The organism is Brevibacillus borstelensis, from assembly GCF_036700025.1.
Lineage (GTDB): Bacteria > Bacillota > Bacilli > Brevibacillales > Brevibacillaceae > Brevibacillus > Brevibacillus borstelensis.
In genome coordinates, this window is the sequence record NZ_CP144922.1 from 1,596,055 (window position 1) to 1,616,513 (window position 20,459).

10 protein-coding genes are annotated in these 20,459 nt (G+C 52.7%); all 10 read left to right on the plus strand.

All coding sequences use genetic code 11. The annotated features are described in order from the left end of the window. The first annotated feature begins 30 nt into the window (after positions 1–30). Entirely contained in the window at positions 31–10,560 is a 10,530-nt protein-coding gene (locus V5G20_RS07360; protein WP_338463307.1) for an amino acid adenylation domain-containing protein, read from the plus strand. Between the two features lie 178 nt (positions 10,561–10,738). Beyond that, entirely contained in the window at positions 10,739–11,689 is a 951-nt protein-coding gene (locus V5G20_RS07365) for a kinase (protein ID WP_338463308.1), read from the plus strand. Further along, a complete protein-coding gene (locus tag V5G20_RS07370) occupies positions 11,667–12,719 on the plus strand; it encodes a cysteine synthase family protein (RefSeq protein ID WP_024983399.1) in 1,053 nt (350 codons plus the stop codon). The genes V5G20_RS07365 and V5G20_RS07370 overlap by 23 nt, the downstream gene beginning before the upstream one ends. Next, on the plus strand, positions 12,694–13,449 hold the full coding sequence (locus V5G20_RS07375) for a hypothetical protein (RefSeq protein WP_338463309.1): 756 nt from the start codon (positions 12,694–12,696) through the stop codon (positions 13,447–13,449). The genes V5G20_RS07370 and V5G20_RS07375 overlap by 26 nt, the downstream gene beginning before the upstream one ends. Further along, entirely contained in the window at positions 13,446–14,168 is a 723-nt protein-coding gene (locus tag V5G20_RS07380) for a thioesterase II family protein (protein ID WP_238986187.1), read from the plus strand. Before V5G20_RS07375 ends, V5G20_RS07380 begins: the two co-directional genes overlap by 4 nt. A 515-nt stretch (positions 14,169–14,683) precedes the next feature. Next, on the plus strand, positions 14,684–16,030 hold the full coding sequence (locus V5G20_RS07385; protein ID WP_122958505.1) for an MFS transporter: 1,347 nt from the start codon (positions 14,684–14,686) through the stop codon (positions 16,028–16,030). A 170-nt stretch (positions 16,031–16,200) separates the two neighbouring features. Continuing rightward, positions 16,201–16,536: a hypothetical protein gene (locus V5G20_RS07390; protein ID WP_338463310.1), complete on the plus strand. Its 336-nt coding sequence runs from the start codon at positions 16,201–16,203 to the stop codon at positions 16,534–16,536. Then, positions 16,454–17,434, plus strand: a complete 981-nt coding sequence (locus V5G20_RS07395) for a M20 family metallopeptidase (RefSeq protein ID WP_338463311.1) — start codon at positions 16,454–16,456, stop codon at positions 17,432–17,434. The genes V5G20_RS07390 and V5G20_RS07395 overlap by 83 nt, the downstream gene beginning before the upstream one ends. Positions 17,435–17,586: 152 nt before the next feature. Beyond that, on the plus strand, positions 17,587–19,275 hold the full coding sequence (locus V5G20_RS07400) for a sigma-54 interaction domain-containing protein (protein ID WP_338463312.1): 1,689 nt from the start codon (positions 17,587–17,589) through the stop codon (positions 19,273–19,275). A gap of 162 nt (positions 19,276–19,437) precedes the next feature. After that, positions 19,438–20,337 (plus strand): NAD(P)-dependent oxidoreductase, encoded by a 900-nt coding sequence (locus tag V5G20_RS07405; RefSeq protein ID WP_003389542.1) that lies wholly within the window; start codon positions 19,438–19,440, stop codon positions 20,335–20,337. Positions 20,338–20,459: the final 122 nt, after the last annotated feature.

Sequence of the window (20,459 nt, forward strand, 5' to 3'; positions counted from 1 at the left end):
CATTGCGTATGCGATGCCGGAGGTGCCAGGATGCGTTTGGAATCAAAAGGCAATGATCGCTTGGCTGAACTATCCCCAGCTAAACGAGCTCTACTCGAAAAAATGTTGGAAAGCAAACGACGTGAAAATTCTGCGGGCGAACGAATTCCTGTTCGCCCGCAGGAAAACGCCATTCCGCTATCATTTGCCCAGCAGCGGCTGTGGTTTCTGGATCAATATGAACCGGAAAGTCCAGTCTATAATCTTTGCTACGCGATCCGTCTGACAGGCAACCTTTGGATACCGATTCTGGAGCGATGCTTTCAGGAGATTCTTGATCGTCATGAGGTATTGCGGACGACTTATTCCGTTGTGGATGGAGAGCCGATACAGGTGATCAATCCGCCTGTTCCGGTGAAGATACCGGTGAAATCCCTTGGAGCCTTGTCCGAACAGGAAAAAGAAGCAGAAGTACAGCGGCTGGCTCGGGAGGAAGCGCAAAAGTGCTTTCACCTGACGGAAGATTCCATGCTGCGAACGACCCTTCTGCGCCTTCATGAGACGGAGCACATTCTGCTTGTTACCATTCATCATATCGCTGCAGACGGGTGGTCTCTGGGTGTTCTCGTTCATGAGATGATGCAGCTCTACACTGCCTTTTATCATGAGCAGGCTTCACCTTTAACACCTTTGCCGATTCAATATGCCGACTTCGCCCATTGGCAACGGGAGTGGGCAAACAGGCAGGAATTTCAAAGACAACTGGATTTCTGGAAACAAAAACTGTCCGGAAGCTTGCCCGTTTTGCAACTTCCGACAGACAGACCACGCCCGACCATACAGACGTTTCGAGGTGCTGTTGAACGCTTTTCCCTGTCGCACGAGCTTGCCCACTCTCTCCGGGATATAAGCGCGCAGTCGGGGACGACGTTGTTTATGACATTGCTCGCGGCGTTTAAGACTTTGTTATTCCGCTATACGCAACAGGACGACATCCTGGTCGGCACTCCGATCGCCAATCGAAACAGGAGTGACATCGAAGGATTGATCGGCTTTTTTGTAAACACGCTTGTCATGCGGAGTCAACCGTCCGGAACAGCAACCTTTCGCGAATACCTTGCCCAGATACGCGACGTCGCTCTGGAAGCGTATGCCCATCAGGACGTGCCGTTTGAGAAGCTGGTAGCGGACATTTTACCCAGCCGCCTTTTGAGTCATTCTCCCTTGTTTCAAGTGATGTTCATCTTGCAAAACGCGCCGATGTCCGAGATGAAGCTGCCCGAGCTTGACGTGGAACACTTCATTCTGGATAGCGGAACGACGAAGTTCGATTTGACTTTTTCCTTTACAGAAACAGCAAACGGATTGAACGGATCAGTTGAATACAATGTCGACTTGTTTGAAAAGAAGACCATTGAGCGAATGATCCGTCATTTTGAAACACTGCTGATAAGTATCGCAAGCAACCCGGAGCAAACGTTATCCCAGTTGGGCATCCTGCCGGATTCAGAGCGGCGAACAGTGCTGGAGGAGTGGAATCGGACAGAGAACCGAGAGCTACAAGATCCGGGGTGCACCCATGAAATGGTTGAGCGGCAGGCGGTGAAAACGCCAGATGCGATTGCCGTAGAGGACGAAACGAGACAGCTCACCTACGACGAGGTGAACCGGCGTGCCAATCAACTGGCCCATTACCTGCAAAAGTCGGGTGTTCGGCCGGATTCACTCGTAGGGATATGCTTGAATCGCTCAGTCGATACGGTTGTGGCCGTGCTTGCGGTGCTGAAGGCCGGGGGAGCCTATGTCCCGATCGACCCTGCCTATCCCGCTGACCGAATTGCCTACATGCTGGAAGACAGCCGGGTGTCTATCCTCATCTTGCAACACAGAATTGCGCATGAGCTGCCGGCCTATGACGGCCAATGCGTTCTCATCGATACGGACTGGGCAGCAATCGCACAACAGAGTGATTCCAATCCGCACTGCTTGGTGAAGCCTGAAAACCTGGCTTATGTGATTTACACATCGGGTTCGACCGGCAAGCCAAAAGGTGTGATGATGGCACATAAACCGCTCGTCAACCTGTTGTTGTGGCAGATGAAATCGTTCCAAGACCCGAAGCCGGCCAGAACGCTGCAGTTTGCTCCCCTCAGTTTTGACGTCTCTTTTCAGGAAATCTTCTCAACGTTATGCTCGGGCGGCACCCTTCTGATGTCGGAAGAAGTGCGGCAGGATCCGGTAAAGCTATTGAAGTTTTTATCCGGGCAGAAAGTGGAGCGGCTGTTTCTTCCCTTTGTCGCACTGCAACAACTGGCAGAGTCGGCCAATGTCCGAGAGACGGTACCTGAGCGGCTCCGCGAAATCATCACCGCTGGCGAGCAATTGCAAATCACCCGGCATATTAGCGGCTGGCTTGGAAAAATGAAAGGGTGCCGTTTGTACAACCACTACGGACCATCGGAAAGCCATGTGGTAACCAGCTACACCTTGCAGGGAGAACCGGAGGAGTGGCCTGTCCTGCCGCCAATTGGACGGCCGATTGACAACGTACAAATTTACCTGCTCGACCAGCATCTGCAGCCTGTGCCGATTGGCGTGCAGGGAGAGCTGTATATCGGTGGCACGGCACTCGCCCGTGGCTATTTGAACAGACCCGATCTAACCCTTGAAAAATTTGTTCCACACCCGTTTTCTACCGATCAGACGGAGCGCTTGTATCGCACAGGCGATGTAGCCCGCTTTTTGCCGGATGGGACGATTGAGTATATCGGCCGGATCGATCACCAGGTAAAGGTGCGCGGCTTCCGAATTGAGCTGGGAGAAATTGAAGCAACGCTTGGACAGCATCCGCAGATCAGGGAGACAGCCGTGGTTGTACGAGAGGATGTTCCAGGCGACAGGCGTCTGGTCGCTTATGTCGTGACCGAAGCAGGTGCTTCCTATTCCACCAAGGAACTTCGCGGATTTCTGCAAAAGCGGCTGCCGGAATACATGATTCCTGGCACTTATGTGCAGTTGGAGGCTCTTCCACTGTCGCCAAACGGAAAGATCGACCGGCGTGCACTGCCTGTTCCTGATTACGCAAATAGGAGCATGGAGCGAGAGTACGTACCCCCTTCGACACCGGAAGAAGCATGCGTGGCCAAGATCTGGAGCGAAGTGCTGCGTACAGAGCCGATCGGTCTGAGCGATAACTTTTTTGAATTGGGCGGTCACTCGCTGCTCGCCACACAAGTGATCTCAAGACTAAACCATGCATTCCGGATGGAAATTCCGCTGAAGACATTGTTTGAAGCTCCTACCGTCCGCGCCTTGGCTGAGTCCATTGCCCACGCCCGGCAAAAACGGCAGGAAAATGATGCACCCCCGATCCAGCCGGCGCCGCGTGAACAGGAAATGCCGCTTTCGTTTGCCCAGGAGAGGCTATGGTTTTTTGAGCAGTTTGAGCCGGGGACGGCCACGTACAACATTCCGGGAGCAATTCGCTTGGTTGGTGTGCTCGATGTTCATGCATTGGAGCGCAGCTTTGCAGAAATCGTGCGCAGACATGAATCACTTCGTACCGTTTTTTCGGCATCAAATGGCAGACCGATTCAAACCGTCCTCCGGGAAATGAAAATTCCATCGGTGACAGTCGACTTGCAACAGCTTCCGGCCGACCGTCGGGAGAGTGCCTTGCGTGAGCTGATCAAAACAGAAGCGGCGCTGCCATTTGACATCACGCAGGGGCCACTGCTTCGTACCACTCTTGCAAAGCTGGGGGAGACCGAGCACGTTCTGCTGATCACCATGCATCACATCATTTCCGACGGGTGGTCGCTCGGTGTATTCATTCGTGAAATGGCGGTACTCTATGACGCGTTTTGCAATCAGGCCTCTTCACCGCTGCCGGACCTCGATCTGCACTACGCCGATTTTGCCTATTGGCAGCGGCAGTATCTGCAGGGAGAAGAATTGGAAAAACAACTTGCCTATTGGAAAGGAGTCTTCCAACAGGAGCCTCCCGTCCTGCAGCTTCCGACCGACCGGCCTCGCCCGGCATCGCAAACATTTAACGGAGACGCCCAGCGCTTCGTTTTGGGAAAACAACTGACCGATGCACTCAAGACACTGTCTGTCCAGTCCGGAGCGACCTTGTACATGACCCTTCTTGCCGGTTTTAAAACGTTGCTGCACCGCTACAGCGGGCAGGAAGACATTGCAGTGGGTTCTCCGATCGCAAACCGGAATCGGAGCGAGTTGGAAGGGATGATTGGTTTTTTTGTCAATACACTGGTGATTCGCAGTCAGCCAAACAGTGTGATATCGTTCCGTGAATACCTGGACCAGGTGCGTGAGGCAACCGTCGGTGCTTTCGCCCACCAGGACCTCCCGTTCGAGCGGTTGGTAGCGGAGCTCGTACCGCAACGAAACAGGAGTGCCTCCCCGCTGTTTCAGGTGCTGTTCGTATTGCAAAATACGCTTGCATCAGACTTGGCATTGCCGGGACTGACAATGGAGCAACTAGATGCTGAAAGCGGAACTGCAAAATTTGACCTGACCCTCTCCATGCGGGAATCAGGTGATGAACTGATCGGCTATCTCGAATACAACACTGACCTGTTCAACCCAGATACAATTGCTCGCTTGATTGGACATTTTGAAACGCTGCTCGGGTCTATTGTTCAAAATCCGGACTACAAGCTTCACGAGCTGCCGCTGCTTACAGACAAGGAACGCCACCAATTGTTAATGGAGTGGAATCAGACACAGACGGACTATCCATCTCTTAGTTCGATCCAGCAGGTATTTGCCGAGCAGGTTGCCAAGGCTCCTGACGCAATCGCACTTGTCTGTCAAACAGAACAAGTAACTTATGATGAGACAAACCGCCGTGCCAATCAACTCGCCCGCCACCTCGTGAAGCTGGGTGTCACAAGGGGAGAGTTGGTCGCGGTCTGCATGGATCGTTCCATCGATCTGATCGTCGCATTTTTGGCTATTCTCAAAGCGGGAGCAGCTTTCTTGCCGCTAGACCTTACTTATCCGAAAGAACGCCTGGCCTACATGCTGGAGGACGCACGCGCATCCGTTTTGATCACGGGTGGGAAAAGGGAGGATGTTCTGCCTTGGCAGCATCTTCGCGTGATTGACCTTGATCGAGACAGGCAGCAGATTGCCAGCGAAAGAGAGGAAGACATCGATACCGGCACAACTGCTGACGATCTAGCCTACGTCATGTATACGTCGGGCTCTACGGGCAAACCGAAAGGAGTTTGCATCCCTCATCGCGGAGTCATTCGCTTGGTGAAGGGGAACGGCTATGCCTCTTTTTCGCCGGAAGAAGTCTTTCTGCAATTTTCTCCCGTTTCATTTGATGCGTCCACGTTTGAAATCTGGGGCAGTCTCTTGAACGGCGCCCGCCTGGTCCTGTACCCAGGCAGCAAAGCGTCTCTGGAGGAATTGGGAAAAACGCTGCGGGAGCATCGGGTTACGACCTTATGGCTGACGGCGGGGCTGTTTCACCAGATGGTTGACCAGCGTCTGGATGATCTCATCCATGTAAAACAACTGTTGGCCGGAGGAGACGTCTTGTCCGTCTCTCACGTGAAAAAGGTACTGGAACACCTGCCCGGCATTAAGCTGATCAATGGATATGGACCTACGGAAAACACGACGTTTACCTGCTGCTATCCAGTGACAGACGGGAGTTTGGTTCAAGGATCGGTTTCGATTGGAAGGCCGATCGCCAATACGCGCGTATACATTTTGGATTCGTATCTTCAGCCGGTTCCGGTGGGAGTAACAGGCGAGCTCTACATCGGCGGAGACGGCTTGGCCAAAGGGTACCTCAATCAACCGGAGCTTACCTCAGAGCGATTTGTTTCCCATTCGTTCGATGCAAATATGGATACCCGTTTATACAAAACGGGCGATCTTGCTTGCTATCGCCCGGACGGAAACATCGAATTTCTCGGGCGGGCAGACCAGCAAGTGAAAATTCGGGGGTTCCGAATTGAATTGGGAGAAATAGAAGCTGTCTTGGATCAACACCCCGCTGTGCAGGAGAGTGTCGTCCAGGTATGGCAGGGAGAGAATGCCGATAAGCGACTGGTGGCTTATTTGGCTATTCCGCAAGAACCAAAGCCGGGCGTTGGCGAACTGCGTGCCTATCTCCAGAGCAGAGTGCCTGAACATATGATTCCTTCCTTGTTTGTTCTACTGGACGCTTTTCCGCTAACGTCAAACGGCAAAGTGGACAGAAAATCACTGCCGGCCCCTGATGAATCACAATTCGCACGGGATCGGGAATGGGTTGGTCCGCGTACACCTGCCGAACAGTCCCTGGCGGAGATTTGGTCGGAAGTGCTGGGCGTCCAACGAATAGGGGTTCATGACAATTTCTTTGAAATCGGCGGCCACTCCCTTTTGGCGACGCAAGTCATTTCGCGGATATCCTCCCATTTTGGGGTTGAGGTCTCTCTGCGAACGTTTTTTGAACAACCCATCATCGAACATCTCGCTGCCCTTGTCGATAACCGTGATCGTTCAGATCGACGGATTCCACTGAGGCCGCTGCACTCACCCGCAAGGGAACTGGCCCCGCTTTCCTTTACCCAGGAGAGGGTATGGTTTTTTGAACAGATGGAACCGGGAACCGGCGTTTATCACATTCCAGGGGCGATTCGGCTGAGTGGGCAGCTTGACATTTTTGCATTGCAACGGGCCTTTGGGGAAATTGTTCAACGTCATGAAGCGCTGCGGACGACATTTGTCGAGGCAGATGGTCACCCGATGCAGAAGATTCATCCCACGATGAATATTTCTGTACCATTTTCCGATTTGCGAAACCTTCCGGAGGAGTTGCGAAATAGGGAAGTGGAGCGGCTGGCCAGTGAGGAAGCGGAACGTCCATTTGACCTGGCTGCCGGGCCGCTGGCACGGTTTCGACTGCTCCAGCTAGAGGATCGGGAATACGTGCTGTTGTTTGCCTTGCACCATATCATTTCCGACGGCTGGTCCATCGACATCCTTTTCCGTGAATTCGGTGCACTGTACGAATCTTGCGTAACGCGCAAAAAACATGCTCTTCCCGAGATGACGATGCAATACGCCGATTATTCCGAATGGCAGCGGGATTGGCTGCAAAGCGAAGAACGCAAACGGCAGCTCCACTACTGGAAAGGCAAGCTGGGCGGGCATCTTCCGGTCCTGCAGCTCCCGACAGATCGGCCGCGGCCGGCGGTGCAGACGTTCCGGGGGGCATCTGAATCATTTACATTGTCAAAAGAGTTCACGGATACACTCAGTGCGATCAGCCAACGGGAAGGTGCGACTCTGTTCATGACACTGTTGGCGGCATTCAAGACGCTGCTCTATCGTTACTCGGGCCAGCATGACATCCTGGTAGGGACGCCAATTGCCAACAGGATGAATCGCGATTGCGAGAGTGTTATCGGATTTTTTGCCAATACGCTTGTATTGCGATCGGATTTGTCCCATGAATTGTCCTTCACACAGTTGCTGGCCCAAGTCAAACAAACGTCCATCGATGCCTACGCCAATCAAGAATTGCCGTTTGAGAAACTGGTGGAGGAGCTCCAACCGGAGCGTACTTTGAGCCACTCGCCTCTGTTCCAGGTGATGTTTGTGCTGCAGAACACGCCGAAGACGGATGTCGTCCTGCCAAACCTTGCGTTTGTTCCTGTTCAGGCGGAGACGCGGGTCAGCAAGTTTGACATCACCTTGTTCATGGAACAGACGGATCAAGGGTTGACCGGCAGCTTCGAATACAATACCGATCTCTTTGACGCAAGCACGATTCAACGCATGATTGGCCACTACCAAACACTGTTGGAAGGCATTGCTATGGAACCTGGCTGCCAGATTTCCAAATTGCCGCTTTTGACCGCGACAGAGCGTCATCAGCTGTTGGTTGAGTGGAACGATACAAAGGCGGAGTATCCGGAAGACATGTGTTTTCACCAGCTGTTTGAAGAACAGGTGGAAAAGACGCCCGACGAGGTAGCAGTCGTCTGCGGAGATGTGCGGTGGACGTACAGGGAATTGAATCGGCGGGCCAATATGCTAGCCCGCTATTTGCAAAAAAACGGTGTTGGACCGGAGCAGCTCGTTGGGATCTGCCTGGAACGCTCCGCGGAGCTGGTCTTGGCCATCCTTGGCATTCACAAGGCGGGAGGCGCCTATGTACCGATTGATCCGGGGTATCCGAAGGAGAGAATCTCGTTTATCGTGAGCGATGCGAAACCGTCGCTGTTGTTGACACAAGAGCGGTTGTGCAGCGTTCTGGAGCCGGGAGAAACAACCGTGATCAATCTGGATGCGGATTGGGACATCGTGCAGCAAGAGAGCGACGGCAACCCGGTTTGCATCGCAACGCCGGAAAATCTGGCCTATGTAATTTATACTTCGGGTTCAACGGGAACGCCGAAGGGAGCCCTAATCATTCATCGGGGACTGGTCAATTACTTGCACTGGTGCAAAAAGGCATATCCGGCAGAAGAGGGCACGGGTGCTCCTGTTCACTCGTCCGTTGCCTTCGATTTGACCATCACGAGCATGTTTGTGCCACTGATCGCGGGAAGAACCGTGATGATGCTCCCCGAGACGGCGGGAGTTGAGGGATTAGGGAATCTCCTGAAGGAATCGGAAAACTTCAGTTTGGTGAAAATCACACCGGCTCATATTCAGCTCCTCAATCAACAGCTATCGCCTGACCATGTAAAAACATGCACCAGATCGCTCGTCATCGGGGGAGAGAACTTATTGGCAGAGACAGTTGCCTTGTGGCGCAGGCATGCCCCGGGGACCGCACTGTTTAACGAATACGGTCCGACAGAAACCGTAGTAGGTTGTATCGTTTATCAAATACCGGAGAATATGGCGGCTACCGAATCGGTTCCGATCGGTCGTCCGATCGACAACATGCGCGTGTATTTGTTGGATTCAAACATGCAGCCCGTACCCATTGGCGTTCCAGGAGAAATTTATATCGGTGGAGCGGGCGTGGCACGTGGGTACCTCAATCGCCCCGAGTTGACGGCTGAGCGATTCATCGAGGACCCGTTCTACCCAGAACAAGGTTCGCGTCTTTACAAGACAGGGGACTTGGCTCGCTATCTGCCGGATGGCACTCTGGAATATTTGGGGCGTACGGACCACCAGGTGAAAGTGCGCGGATATCGGATAGAACTCGGAGAAATTGAAGGGGTGCTGAGTCAGCATCCCGCTGTAAAAGACAACGTCATTGCCGTGATGGCTGACGGCAGCGGAGAGAAAAGCTTGGTTGCCTACGTGGTGATGAACCCGGACACCCGATCTGCCCATGTGGAACTGCGGGCGTATTTACAGGAAAAACTGCCTGTGTACATGGTTCCCTCCCATTTTGTCACGCTGGATGAATTGCCATTGACGAGCAACGGAAAAGTTGATCGGAATGCCTTGCCTTTACCGGAAAGAAGCGGGACGGAGCTGGAGAGCAGCTACATGGCTCCACGAAATCCGGTGGAAGCAAAACTGGTCACGATCTGGGAAGAGCTGCTGTCGGTAAGCCCGATTGGCGTGTACGACAACTTCTTCCGCCTGGGAGGCCATTCGTTATTGGCGGTCAGGTTGTTTGCGCGAATAAAGGAGGAGTTCCATCAGAACGTCCCGTTGTCCGTTCTTTTTAAAGATCCTACGATCGCCCACCTGGCGCAAATGATCAGCCAGTCAAAAACAGAAATAGGCCATTCTTCGCTTGTTACCATACAGCCCAACGGTTCGCATCTGCCTTTCTTCTGCGTCCATCCGATTGGCGGAGGTGTCTTCTGCTATCAGCGTTTATCCGGTTTGCTAGGCAGTGAACAGCCGTTTTACGGATTACAGTCCAGGGGCCTTGCAGATGATCAGGAGCCGTTAAGCAGTGTGGAAGAGATGGCGATCCATTATCTGGAACAGATTCGATCGGTTCAAAAAAGCGGGCCGTACGTTCTCGCAGGCTGGTCATTTGGAGGAATTGTTGCGTATGAGATGGCGTATCAACTGCGGGAGGCGGGAGAACAAATCGCTGCCTTGATCTTGATGGACAGCTTTGCCCAAGCATACCGCAAAGACGCTGTACATGATCAGGTTACCGTGCTTGCAATGTTTGTCCAAGATTTGCTGGGCATAACAGCAAAAGAGATCCCCGGCTGGTTCCAATCGTTGCGCGATATTCCGATAGAACAGGCGATCCATACGTTGATGAACACCCTGATTGAACAGGAACTGCTGGGACAAAGCACATCATTTGAAGAGTTCGCGAGACTTTTTCGAGTATTCCAAGCCAACTGGACGGCCTACCGCCACTACGTGCCGAAGTCTTCCGGGCAGCCTATCATTCTCTTTACATCAGGCGACCGGGATGAGGGAGTCACCGGTATTTACAGCAGCCCGTCGAACGGGTGGGAAGAGGTGACAAACGGTGAAATGGAGATTCACGAACTCCCCGGCAATCATTTCACCATCCTGCAATCGCCTGGCGTTGAACAGATTGCCCAATCCATTGCAACTACAATGCGCAGAATCCATGATCGGAACTGGCTGCCAATGAACAGGTGATCGCCGTTGTCCATTCTTTCCCTCGTTGGGAGGAGGTAAGTGCACGATGAAGCAAGATCTTTCAGAAGAGATGACGTCCACCGGAAGAATCGGATGGTTGGAACGAAAATTACGAATACAGTCCAGGTATAAACAGGTAGAAGCCTTGCTAATTTCGGTGGGGGGGTAAATCGTCCATATGAGTTTTTACACGCAAAGCAATCCAGTCAAACATTCACTGGAACCCAAGATGTTAGGGAGAGGCAGTTCATATGGTACGTTCGGCGAGTTATTGCAGGGCGTTTTGGAGGAAGACAATTCAGATTTTCTCGTTACCTTTCCGATCAATCGTTATGCCCATGCATTGTTTGTTCCCGAGCCGGAAAGCGACACCGTATCTGTTTATCCGTCACACAAGCAGAAATCACGCAGACTGGCAGAGATTATTCTGGACCATTTTTCATTGCCAAAGGGAGCCACATTAAAAATCTCCGGCAACATTCCCGTCGGCAAAGGATTGGCCAGCTCTTCTGCTGATCTGGTGGCGACGGCCAGGGCGATAACCGACTGCTATTCCCTCCATCTGCCTGTGACACTCCTCGAAATGCTCATTCGGCAGATCGAACCTACCGACGGTGTGATGTATCCGGGAGTGGTTTCCTTTTACCACCGGAGGGTACAGCTTCGCGAGTCAATCGGTGAGCTTTCGCCGCTTACCATCGTCAGCATTGACGAGGGGGGCGAAGTGGATACCGTTGAGTTTAACAAGCTGCCAAAACCGTTTACAGCAGCAGAAAGACAGAAGTATCAAAGCCTTCTGGATACCATCACCATCGCCATTCGGCAAAATGATCTGGCTTCCGTGGGGAAAGTATCGACAGAAAGTGCGCTTCTTAACCAGAAACTTCGGCCCAAGAGGACGCTTGATGCCATGCTGAGCATCTGCGAAGAAATCGATGCGCTTGGCGTTTGTGTAGCGCATAGTGGTACCTGCCTCGGACTTCTGCTGTCACCTGAGAGCAGCCGCTATCAGGAGCAATTGACAGCGGCCGGCGCACTTCTGGAGAAAGTGGCCGGCGAAGTGGTGATTTATCAGTCGTGGTCTTATAAGGAAGGATGGGACAATCATGCTGCGTTCAACGATTATTGATGCTATCGGACAAACGCCGTTAGTGAAACTTCGCCTGGACGAAAATGCGATAGGCCCGGTATACGCAAAGCTGGAAATGATGAACCTGTTCGGGATGAAGGACCGGGTGGCAAAAAAGATTATTTTGGAGGCAAAACGGGACGGAATTCTGCCTGACGGGGCTCCGATTATTGAAAGCTCCTCCGGAACAATGGCCTTGGGTGTCGCTCTCGTAGGAACGTATCTGGGACACCCCGTTCATATCGTGACCGATCCGCGAATCGATTTGATCACCCTTCGAAAACTGGAATCGCTCGGATGCCAGATTCATGTTGTGGAAAAGATGACCGGCCGGGGTTGGCAAAGTGCCCGCCTGGAACGGCTGCATGACCTGTTGGAACAATATCCGGGAGCCTTTTGGCCCCGCCAGTACGAAAATCCCAACAATCCGCTGGCGTACGCGGCATTGGCGAAGGAATTGCTTGATGACATTGGCAGAGTGGACATTCTCGTCGCCTCCGTTGGCAGCGGCGGTTCCTTGTGCGGAACTGCCCAAGAGCTGCTCAAGTACAATCCGGAACTGCGGGTAGTGGCCGTCGATTCCGTCGGCAGCGTCATTTTCGGTCAGCCGGATAATCCGAAGCGGCTGCAGAGCGGATTGGGCAACAGTCTGGTGGCGCCCAATGTTAATCACGAACTGGTTGACGAAGTTCACTGGCTCAGCGACGAGCAGGCCTTCACTGCGACGCTGGAGCTGGCCAAACACGAAAAGGTCTTTGCCGGAAACAGCTCTGGTTCCGTATATGCGGTGGCCCGCTGGCTGAGCAGCCAAGTATCGCCGGAAACAAACATCGTGGGGATATTCCCCGATCGGGGAGACCGTTACTTTCAAACCATTTACGATGAACAATATCGTCGGGATAAGGACATCAACTCATCCGTACCGCTTTCTCAACCGGTCAAGGTATCGTATCAGAGCGTGGTGACCTCCTGGTCGTACGCAGCGGTCAAAAGGGGGAACAGACGTGAAAAAGCTCCTGCTCTTCGTTGAGTCAAATACGACAGGTACGGGCATGATTGCTCTGAAAAAGGCGCAAGAGCGGGGCTTTTCCCCCGTTTTTTTAACAAGCAAGCCGGAGAGGTATGCGGGTCTGGCGGAAACGGGATGCAGGGTTCTCGTATGTGACACCAATTCCTTGGACGCATTGCGAACCACGATTAAAAAAGAGCTTCCCGCAGACCAGATAGCCGGGATTATGACGACAAGCGAATTTTACCTCGTCACGGTTGCGACGCTAGCAGAAGAGTACGGTTTGCCCGGCAATCCGCCGGAAGCCATGTTTGTTTGTCGCAACAAGGCGCAAACCCGGTTGCGATTGGCAAAAGCCAATGTGACTCAGCCGCGATTTGCGATTATTCGTACAGCCAAGGAAATCCCTGAAACGGTGAAGGCGATCGGTCTGCCGTGTGTAGTAAAACCTACCGATGACAGCGGTTCAAACGATGTAAAGCTGTGCAGCGGTTTCCTGCTATCTGGCAAAGAAGGTACGTTGCAAAAAGTAGAAGGGGTTGAGGAGGTCCGCAGCATGCCAGGCATACGGAATGTGACGATTTCCGCAAGAGCGGGAGATCGCGTGTATATACCGCAAAATGCGTACCATCGCTTGGGGTATGTAATAGCTTCCGGCGGTACATATGCGCAGACCGAGTATCGTTTACAAGAAGCGGTAGACAACATCGTGGTTACCGTGAAGGAACAGGTGGAAGCGAGTTGGAGATGATGATGAGAAAGGGAAAACTATTTATGCTTCCTTACGCAGGGGGAAGTGCATCTGTATATTTGAGCTGGAAAAAACACCTGCCTGCGGAAGTCGAACTCATTCCCATGGAGCTGCCAGGCCGAGGAAAACGCTATAAGGAGCCCCTTATTGATTCCGTGCAGAATATGATCCCAGTTTTACTGGAAGATATCACATCACATGAATTATCCACTTCATACGCCATTTTCGGGCACAGCATGGGAAATCTACTCGCACTGGAGTTGGCCAGAGAGCTGGCGAAACAAGACCACCCCTTGCCTGCTGCATTATTTTTATCCGGCAGAAATCCCCCGCATGTGAAGAGCAATTTTTTACGACATGTTTTGTCTGAGCAAGAGCTGGTGCAAGAGATCCTAAAATTGGGGGGGACTCCGCCAGAATTAATGGAAAACCGCGAATGGCTTGAACTGTTTTTGCCGATTATCCGCTCCGATTATAAGCTAGTAGAGACCTACCAATTCAAATGGGATGCACCTCTCGATTGTCCTTTCATGATCTTCAACGGAAAACAGGACCTGCTTATTGATGCGGGGCAAATCGAAGAATGGAGCCGATTTACATCGAGGGAGTATTCTGCTGCTTGGTTTGAGGGAGATCATTTTTATATCCATGACCAGGCGGAGGAAATATGTCGGCAAATGGTGCGGCATCTCGGTACCCCCACATCTCCTCTGCACTGACAATCGAATGGAAAATGGGCCAATTTGGTGGCCCCAGGCTGTCGAGAGAGTCTCGGCAGCTTTTTTTATGCCCGTGATGCAATCAGGTGTGAAAACAAAAAGTGACGGGATAGTTGTGCAAAGAGACGGGACAGTTATGCCCGCTTCTAGTTTGAAAAAGCTATGCAAACATACAAAACTCATATGCAAATGTGCATAAACGCAAGTGCATCCTGTTGTGATGCGCTTTTTGTTCGTCGCTTGAAAAGAGGTGACGCGTTCGGATTATGCGTTTTTACATAAAAAGCAAGACCGCCTTGGCATATTGAAACAGCAGAAGTCTGAATATTCTTATCCATTTCCGGCGAAACGCTGCCCCGAGCCTATCGTTGGCACACTCCTTGCGTTATGAGCTTCGCATGAAATGATTTTTGATAGCGCTTACAAGTCATCGGGAAAGGGGGCGGGAGGTCGTTCATGAGAGCGGCTGCAGGGTACGGCATGCCTCATCAAATAACTTTGAAAGGAAGAGGTGTATGAACGCTATCGTAAAAAAAGCCTGGGGATACCGGCATATCGTCTTGGTCGTGCTATGGCTGCTGTACATTATCAACTACTTTGACCGGCTTGCGGTACTTACCTTTTTGCCCTTCATTCAAAAGGACTTGAATCTCACACCTGTTGAGCTGGGGCAGCTCGCATCCGTCTTTTTCTTTGCGTATTCGCTGGCACAGGTGACCGCAGGATTTTTGGCGGACAAATTCGGTCCGAAAAGAATCATGAATATCGCCATCATCGTCTTCACGCTTGTGACCGCACTGACTGGCGCCGTGAAGTCTTTTGGTCAGTTTCTGGCATTGCGGATCGGACTTGGACTGGGAGAAGGGCATCATTTTGCCCCGGCGTGCCGGACGATCAACAACTGGTTTCCGATTGCGGAGCGCGGGCGTTCCGTCTCCTTTTTTGCCACCTCCTGGGCTGTCGCTCCCGCTATCGTACCGGTTTTGATCACAAGCATCTCGTTCTACTTTTTTGACGGCTCCTGGCGCCCTGTCTTTTATCTGCTTGCGATACCCGGTCTGATCGGCATATGGGCCTTGTGGTACTTTATCACCAACACGCCAAAGGAGATGCTGGAAAAGGGGAGACTCAGCCAGGAGGAGTACGCCCATATCATGGATGCAAATTCAGCCAGTTCCGTGGAAGAGCAAGCTTCCGCTGAGAAAAAGGCGGATAAAAAAAGCAACCGGATTTTTCTCCAGGATGGATATTTCTATGTTTACACAGTCTTGTTGTTTTGCCAATGCGCCGTTTATTGGGGCACGACTACCTGGCTCACGACCTTCCTTGTTCAACAGCATGGCCTGAATCTGAAAGAGATGGGCTTCTTTGCTTCGGCCCCTTATATCGTCGCCTTTTTTGCGATGATGCTGGGGGGCTGGCTGATGGACAAGGTCATGCATCGGATGAAGCCTGTCGCGCTGATCGCCTACATCGGCTGCATTCCGGTCCTGTACCTTCTGGGGAGCGTAGAAAAGGGACAGACCGGCTTGCTTTTGCTGATGCTGCTGCTGGCTGGCTTTTTCGTCAACCTGAACTTTGGCACGATCTATGCCTACATCCAAAAACGCTACCCGACCGAGGTGGTCGGCGGAGCGACCGGCCTTGCCAACGGCATCGGACAAATGGGCTCATTCGTCTCGCCGCTTGTCGCCGGCTATCTGGTGGTTGTTCAGGCTGACGGGTCGCAGGATTTCAGCCGGGTATTCCTCTTCTTTTCGCTGACGGCCGCTGTCGCTGCTGTATGCGCTATGATCCTGAAAGAATCCAAGGTGAAAGCGGCAGAGACCGGAGTGAGGAAAGAAGCGGAGCAGGCGGTTTGAGTGTACAGGCGGCTTGCGGAAGCAGGCAGTTTTACAGAACAAGCCATAGAACAAGCCATATGGAAGAAACAAATGAACTGGAATAGTAGATTTGGCAGTAATAGCGGTTTGAGGCGACAGGAGCGGCTTGCAAGGCCCAGAGAGAAAAAGACCGGAGAGGATGGGAAGCAATGGAAAGAGGGAATGAAAGAGAGAACACCGTAAGCGGGAGCGGGTTGGAACAGGCATTTTCCTTGATCGACGAAGCGGATGCCGTCGCTTTCTTGCAGCAATTGATTGCGATCAACAGTGTAAATCCGCCGGGGAACGAAACGGCTGTAGCCGAAGCGATCAGGCGCAGGCTGACAGCCGCCGGCATACAGGCAGAGCTGGATGAAGTTGAACCGCAGCGGGCCAATCTGCTGGCTGTCTTGAATAAAGCGGATGCATCCCTGTCAAAAAAAGGTGCTCGTCCTCAGCGGTCACCTCGATACGGTTCCGACCGGGAGTATCGAGTGGGAGCATGAGCCGTTCGGGGGAGTGCGGGTTGGAAACAGACTGTACGGACGAGGCAGCACGGACATGAAGGGCGGCGTCGCGGCCATGGTGCTTGCGATGGAGTATTTGCATCGTGCCGGAATTCGGCTCGGAGGAACCTTGCGCTTTGCGGGGACAGTGGGAGAAGAGGTCGACTGCCTCGGGGCAAAGGCAGTTGCAAGTCGGGGGCAGATCGATGATGCGACAGCGATGGTGATCTCCGAGCCGAGCAACAATCAACCGTTCATCGCGCACAAGGGAGCGCTTTGGCTGGAAGTAGCGACGTACGGCAAGACAGCTCACGGCTCCATGCCTGATCAGGGGGTCAATGCGATCATGGCCATGGCGAGATTCATCCATAAGCTAAACAGCTATCGTTTCAGCTATCAGCCTCATCCGCTGCTGGGCGGACCGACGATGAATATCGGAGTGATCCAGGGAGGCGTAAAAACAAATGTCGTGCCAGATCAGTGCACCATGATGCTGGATATCCGCACCGTTCCTGGACAAAGCCATCCGGAGATCATCGATGGACTCAACTTGCTCTTGGAACAGGTATGCGAACCGGCCAATGCCCGTTTCGCCATCCGTGCGGTGAACGATCTGCCGGCAGTGACAACCGCTGCGGAGGATGCGTTTATCAAGCTTTCATTGGATACAGCCAAGCAGTATTTGGGCCGGGAGTCGACTGTCAGAGGCGTCAATTACTACACCGATGCATCTGTCTACGGACCCCGTCTGGACATTCCGATCCTGATTTACGGCCCCGGAGAACCGACGATGGCCCATCAGCCGGACGAATGGATAGAGGTAGACAAATACATGGAGGCGATCCGCTTTTACATGGGACTTGCGGTCGCATACCTGGGCATTTCCAAAGATCAATAAGGCAGGAATGAAAATTGTAAAAATTTATTCTATTCTGTATAATGGTGGGACAGAAGCGATGTGCCTCCTCCCGCAACGGTCCGAAGTGTGATCGTTGGGGGAGGTATTTTGTATTCCTGCGCTGTTTCTCGATCCCGGAGAGGAGGGGAAGCGTGACGCTGCAGCAAGCATGGAATACCTCTTTTGCCGCAAGCCCGCAGTCCGCATGGAGAGATGCTGTCCGAGGCATGCAGGAAGATGTGCTGTTTATTCTCGCAGAAGATGGCGCTACTGTATCGGGAGCCGTTTGGAAAACGAATCCGGGTCGGGTCGTTTCTGTCGGATCGTCTCAGGCCGAGGAGATTGAAGCGCGTGAAGCCGAGTGGAACGTGCACGAGATCTGGGTATTTGTCGATTCAGCCGGCACGATTCAGGGATGGATGAAAACAATTGACCTGTATCGCCATTTTTATCAGGTGTATAAGGAAAAGCAGGCGTACTATTCACTCGAGCTGGAAACCGTGTTCAACACCAGCTACGATATGTTTTACATCTCGGACGGTCAAGGAATCACGCAGCGCGTAAGTCCATCTGCCGAAAGAATTTACGGGTACAAACCGGAAGATTTGGTCGGGAAAAGCATTTATGAGCTGGAGCGGACAGGCGTATTTCGACCGTCTATTACCCGATTGGTGCTGGAGAGGAAGGAAAAGGTGCAGGTCGTGCAGACGACAGGACTTGGCGGCCGGCTGATGGTCGTCGGTACGCCGATCAAGGACGAGCAGGGAAACATCATCCGCGTCGTCAACTTTTGCCGGGACATCTCCGAGGAAAGGCGGCTGCAGGCCGAGTTGGAGGACGCCCGGGAGCTGCTTGAGGGCTACAAGCAGGAATTGCGCAAGCTGAGTGAAATGACCGCAAAGGAAGCGGGACTGATCTACAAGAGCGAAGCGATGAAACAGGTAATAACGCTTGCCGGAAAAATGGCCGAGGTGGACTCCACCGTGCTGATTCTGGGCGAATCGGGAGTAGGCAAGGAAGTGGTCGCCTCTTATATTCATCAAAACAGCCAGCGGCGGGACAAGCCGTACATCAAGCTCAACTGTTCGGCGATCCCGGAGCATTTGCTGGAATCGGAGCTGTTTGGCTATGAAAAGGGCGCGTTTACCGGAGCGACAAAAGAAGGAAAGCCCGGCTTGTTTGAACTGGCCAACGAGGGGACGCTGTTTCTCGACGAGATCGGCGAGCTGCCCCTTTCGCTCCAGGTAAAGCTGCTCCGCGTGCTCCAGGAGCATGAGCTGGTTCGTATCGGCGGCACCAAGCCGATCAAGATCGACGTCCGCATCATCGCCGCCACCAATCGCAATTTGCAGGAAGAAACGCGGCAGGGGCGCTTTCGCGAGGATTTGTACTACCGCCTGAATGTCGTTCCGGTCCATATTCCCCCTTTGCGGGAGCGTACCGACGATATCCTTCCACTGGTCATCTTTTTTCGGGACCGCTTTACCAAGAAGTACAAAAAAGAGAAAACCTTCTCGCAGGAAGTGCTGGATTGCCTGCATCTATACCGTTGGCCAGGCAATGTGCGGGAGCTTCAGAACATCGTGGAGCGTCTGATCGTCATCACTGATCAGGATGTGATCGAAGCGCATCATCTGCCGGAGATGCTTCACTACGTCCAGCCTTCTGCGACAAAGGTAAGCGTAACAGATATTCTTCCGTTGAAATCGGCTGTAGAGCTCCTGGAAAGACAGCTTCTGGGGATGGCGAAAGAGAAGTACGGCACGACGACCAAAATGGCAGAGGCGTTAGGAGTCGATCAATCGACCATCAGCCGGAAGCTCGGAAGATGGAAGCTTTGAAATGAAAATCGAACCTTTAGATGGAGGGCCGTGGACTCAATGCACCGGCTTTTCTGCTCCGTAGCCAGCATAAGATGGCTGAAGAAAAGGATAGAAGGAAATTCCGGAAAGTAAAGAGAAGTTAAAAATTTGGAACACCGCAGTAGAGAGAGGAGAAACGAAATGACAGCACATACGGCAGGAAAGATGATCGGGTTTGTGGGTATCGGGGTGATGGGCAAAAGCATGGCCGCCCATCTCATGAAAGCAGGGTATGAGGTGCTCGTGTACAACCGCACCAAGCAAAAAGCGGAGGAGCTGTTGGCGCAGGGAGCCGTATGGAAGGATCAGATTTCGGAGCTGGCTGCCGAAGCGGATGTCATTATCACGATGGTAGGATACCCCAAAGACGTAGAGGAAGTCTATCTCGGAGAAAAAGGAATTGTCGCCCATGCAAAGCCGGGCAGCTACCTGATCGATATGACCACCTCCAAGCCGTCTCTGGCGCAAAAAATCTATGAAGAAGCCAAAAAACGCTCTCTGCATTCCCTGGATGCGCCTGTATCCGGCGGAGACGTGGGGGCCAGAGAGGCCCGCCTCACGATCATGGTAGGCGGTGACTCGGAAGCGTTTGCGGCGATGGAACCGATTTTCAAACTGATGGGAACCAACGTCATCCTGCAAGGGGGCCCCGGAGCCGGTCAGCACACGAAGATGTCCAACCAGATCGCGATCGCTTCCAATATGATCGGGGTCTGCGAGGCCATCGCGTACGCCAAAAAAGCAGGGCTCGATCCGGTAAACGTATTGAAGAGCATCGAGGCGGGAGCGGCAGGAAGCTGGTCTTTGAGCAATCTGGCTCCACGCATGATCGCAGGCAACTTTGCCCCCGGATTTTATATCAAGCATATCATCAAAGATATTTCGATTGCGCTGGAAGCGGCAAAAGAGATGGGGCTTGCGACGCCCGGCTTGGAGCTGTCCCTCTCGCTGTACCAAGAGCTCGCGGAACAAGGTTTGGAAGACAACGGCACCCAGGCGCTGATCAAATGGTACGACAAGCATTTTGGTGAGAATGGGTAAGTCTCGCTGTGAATAAATAGACAAATGAAAGAGGGTCCGAGTCGTGCAGATGAAGGGCTCTTTTTCTTTTGGTACGACACTTTTTGCACAAGGCAGAGTAAAGGCGGGGGTAACGGTGAAGC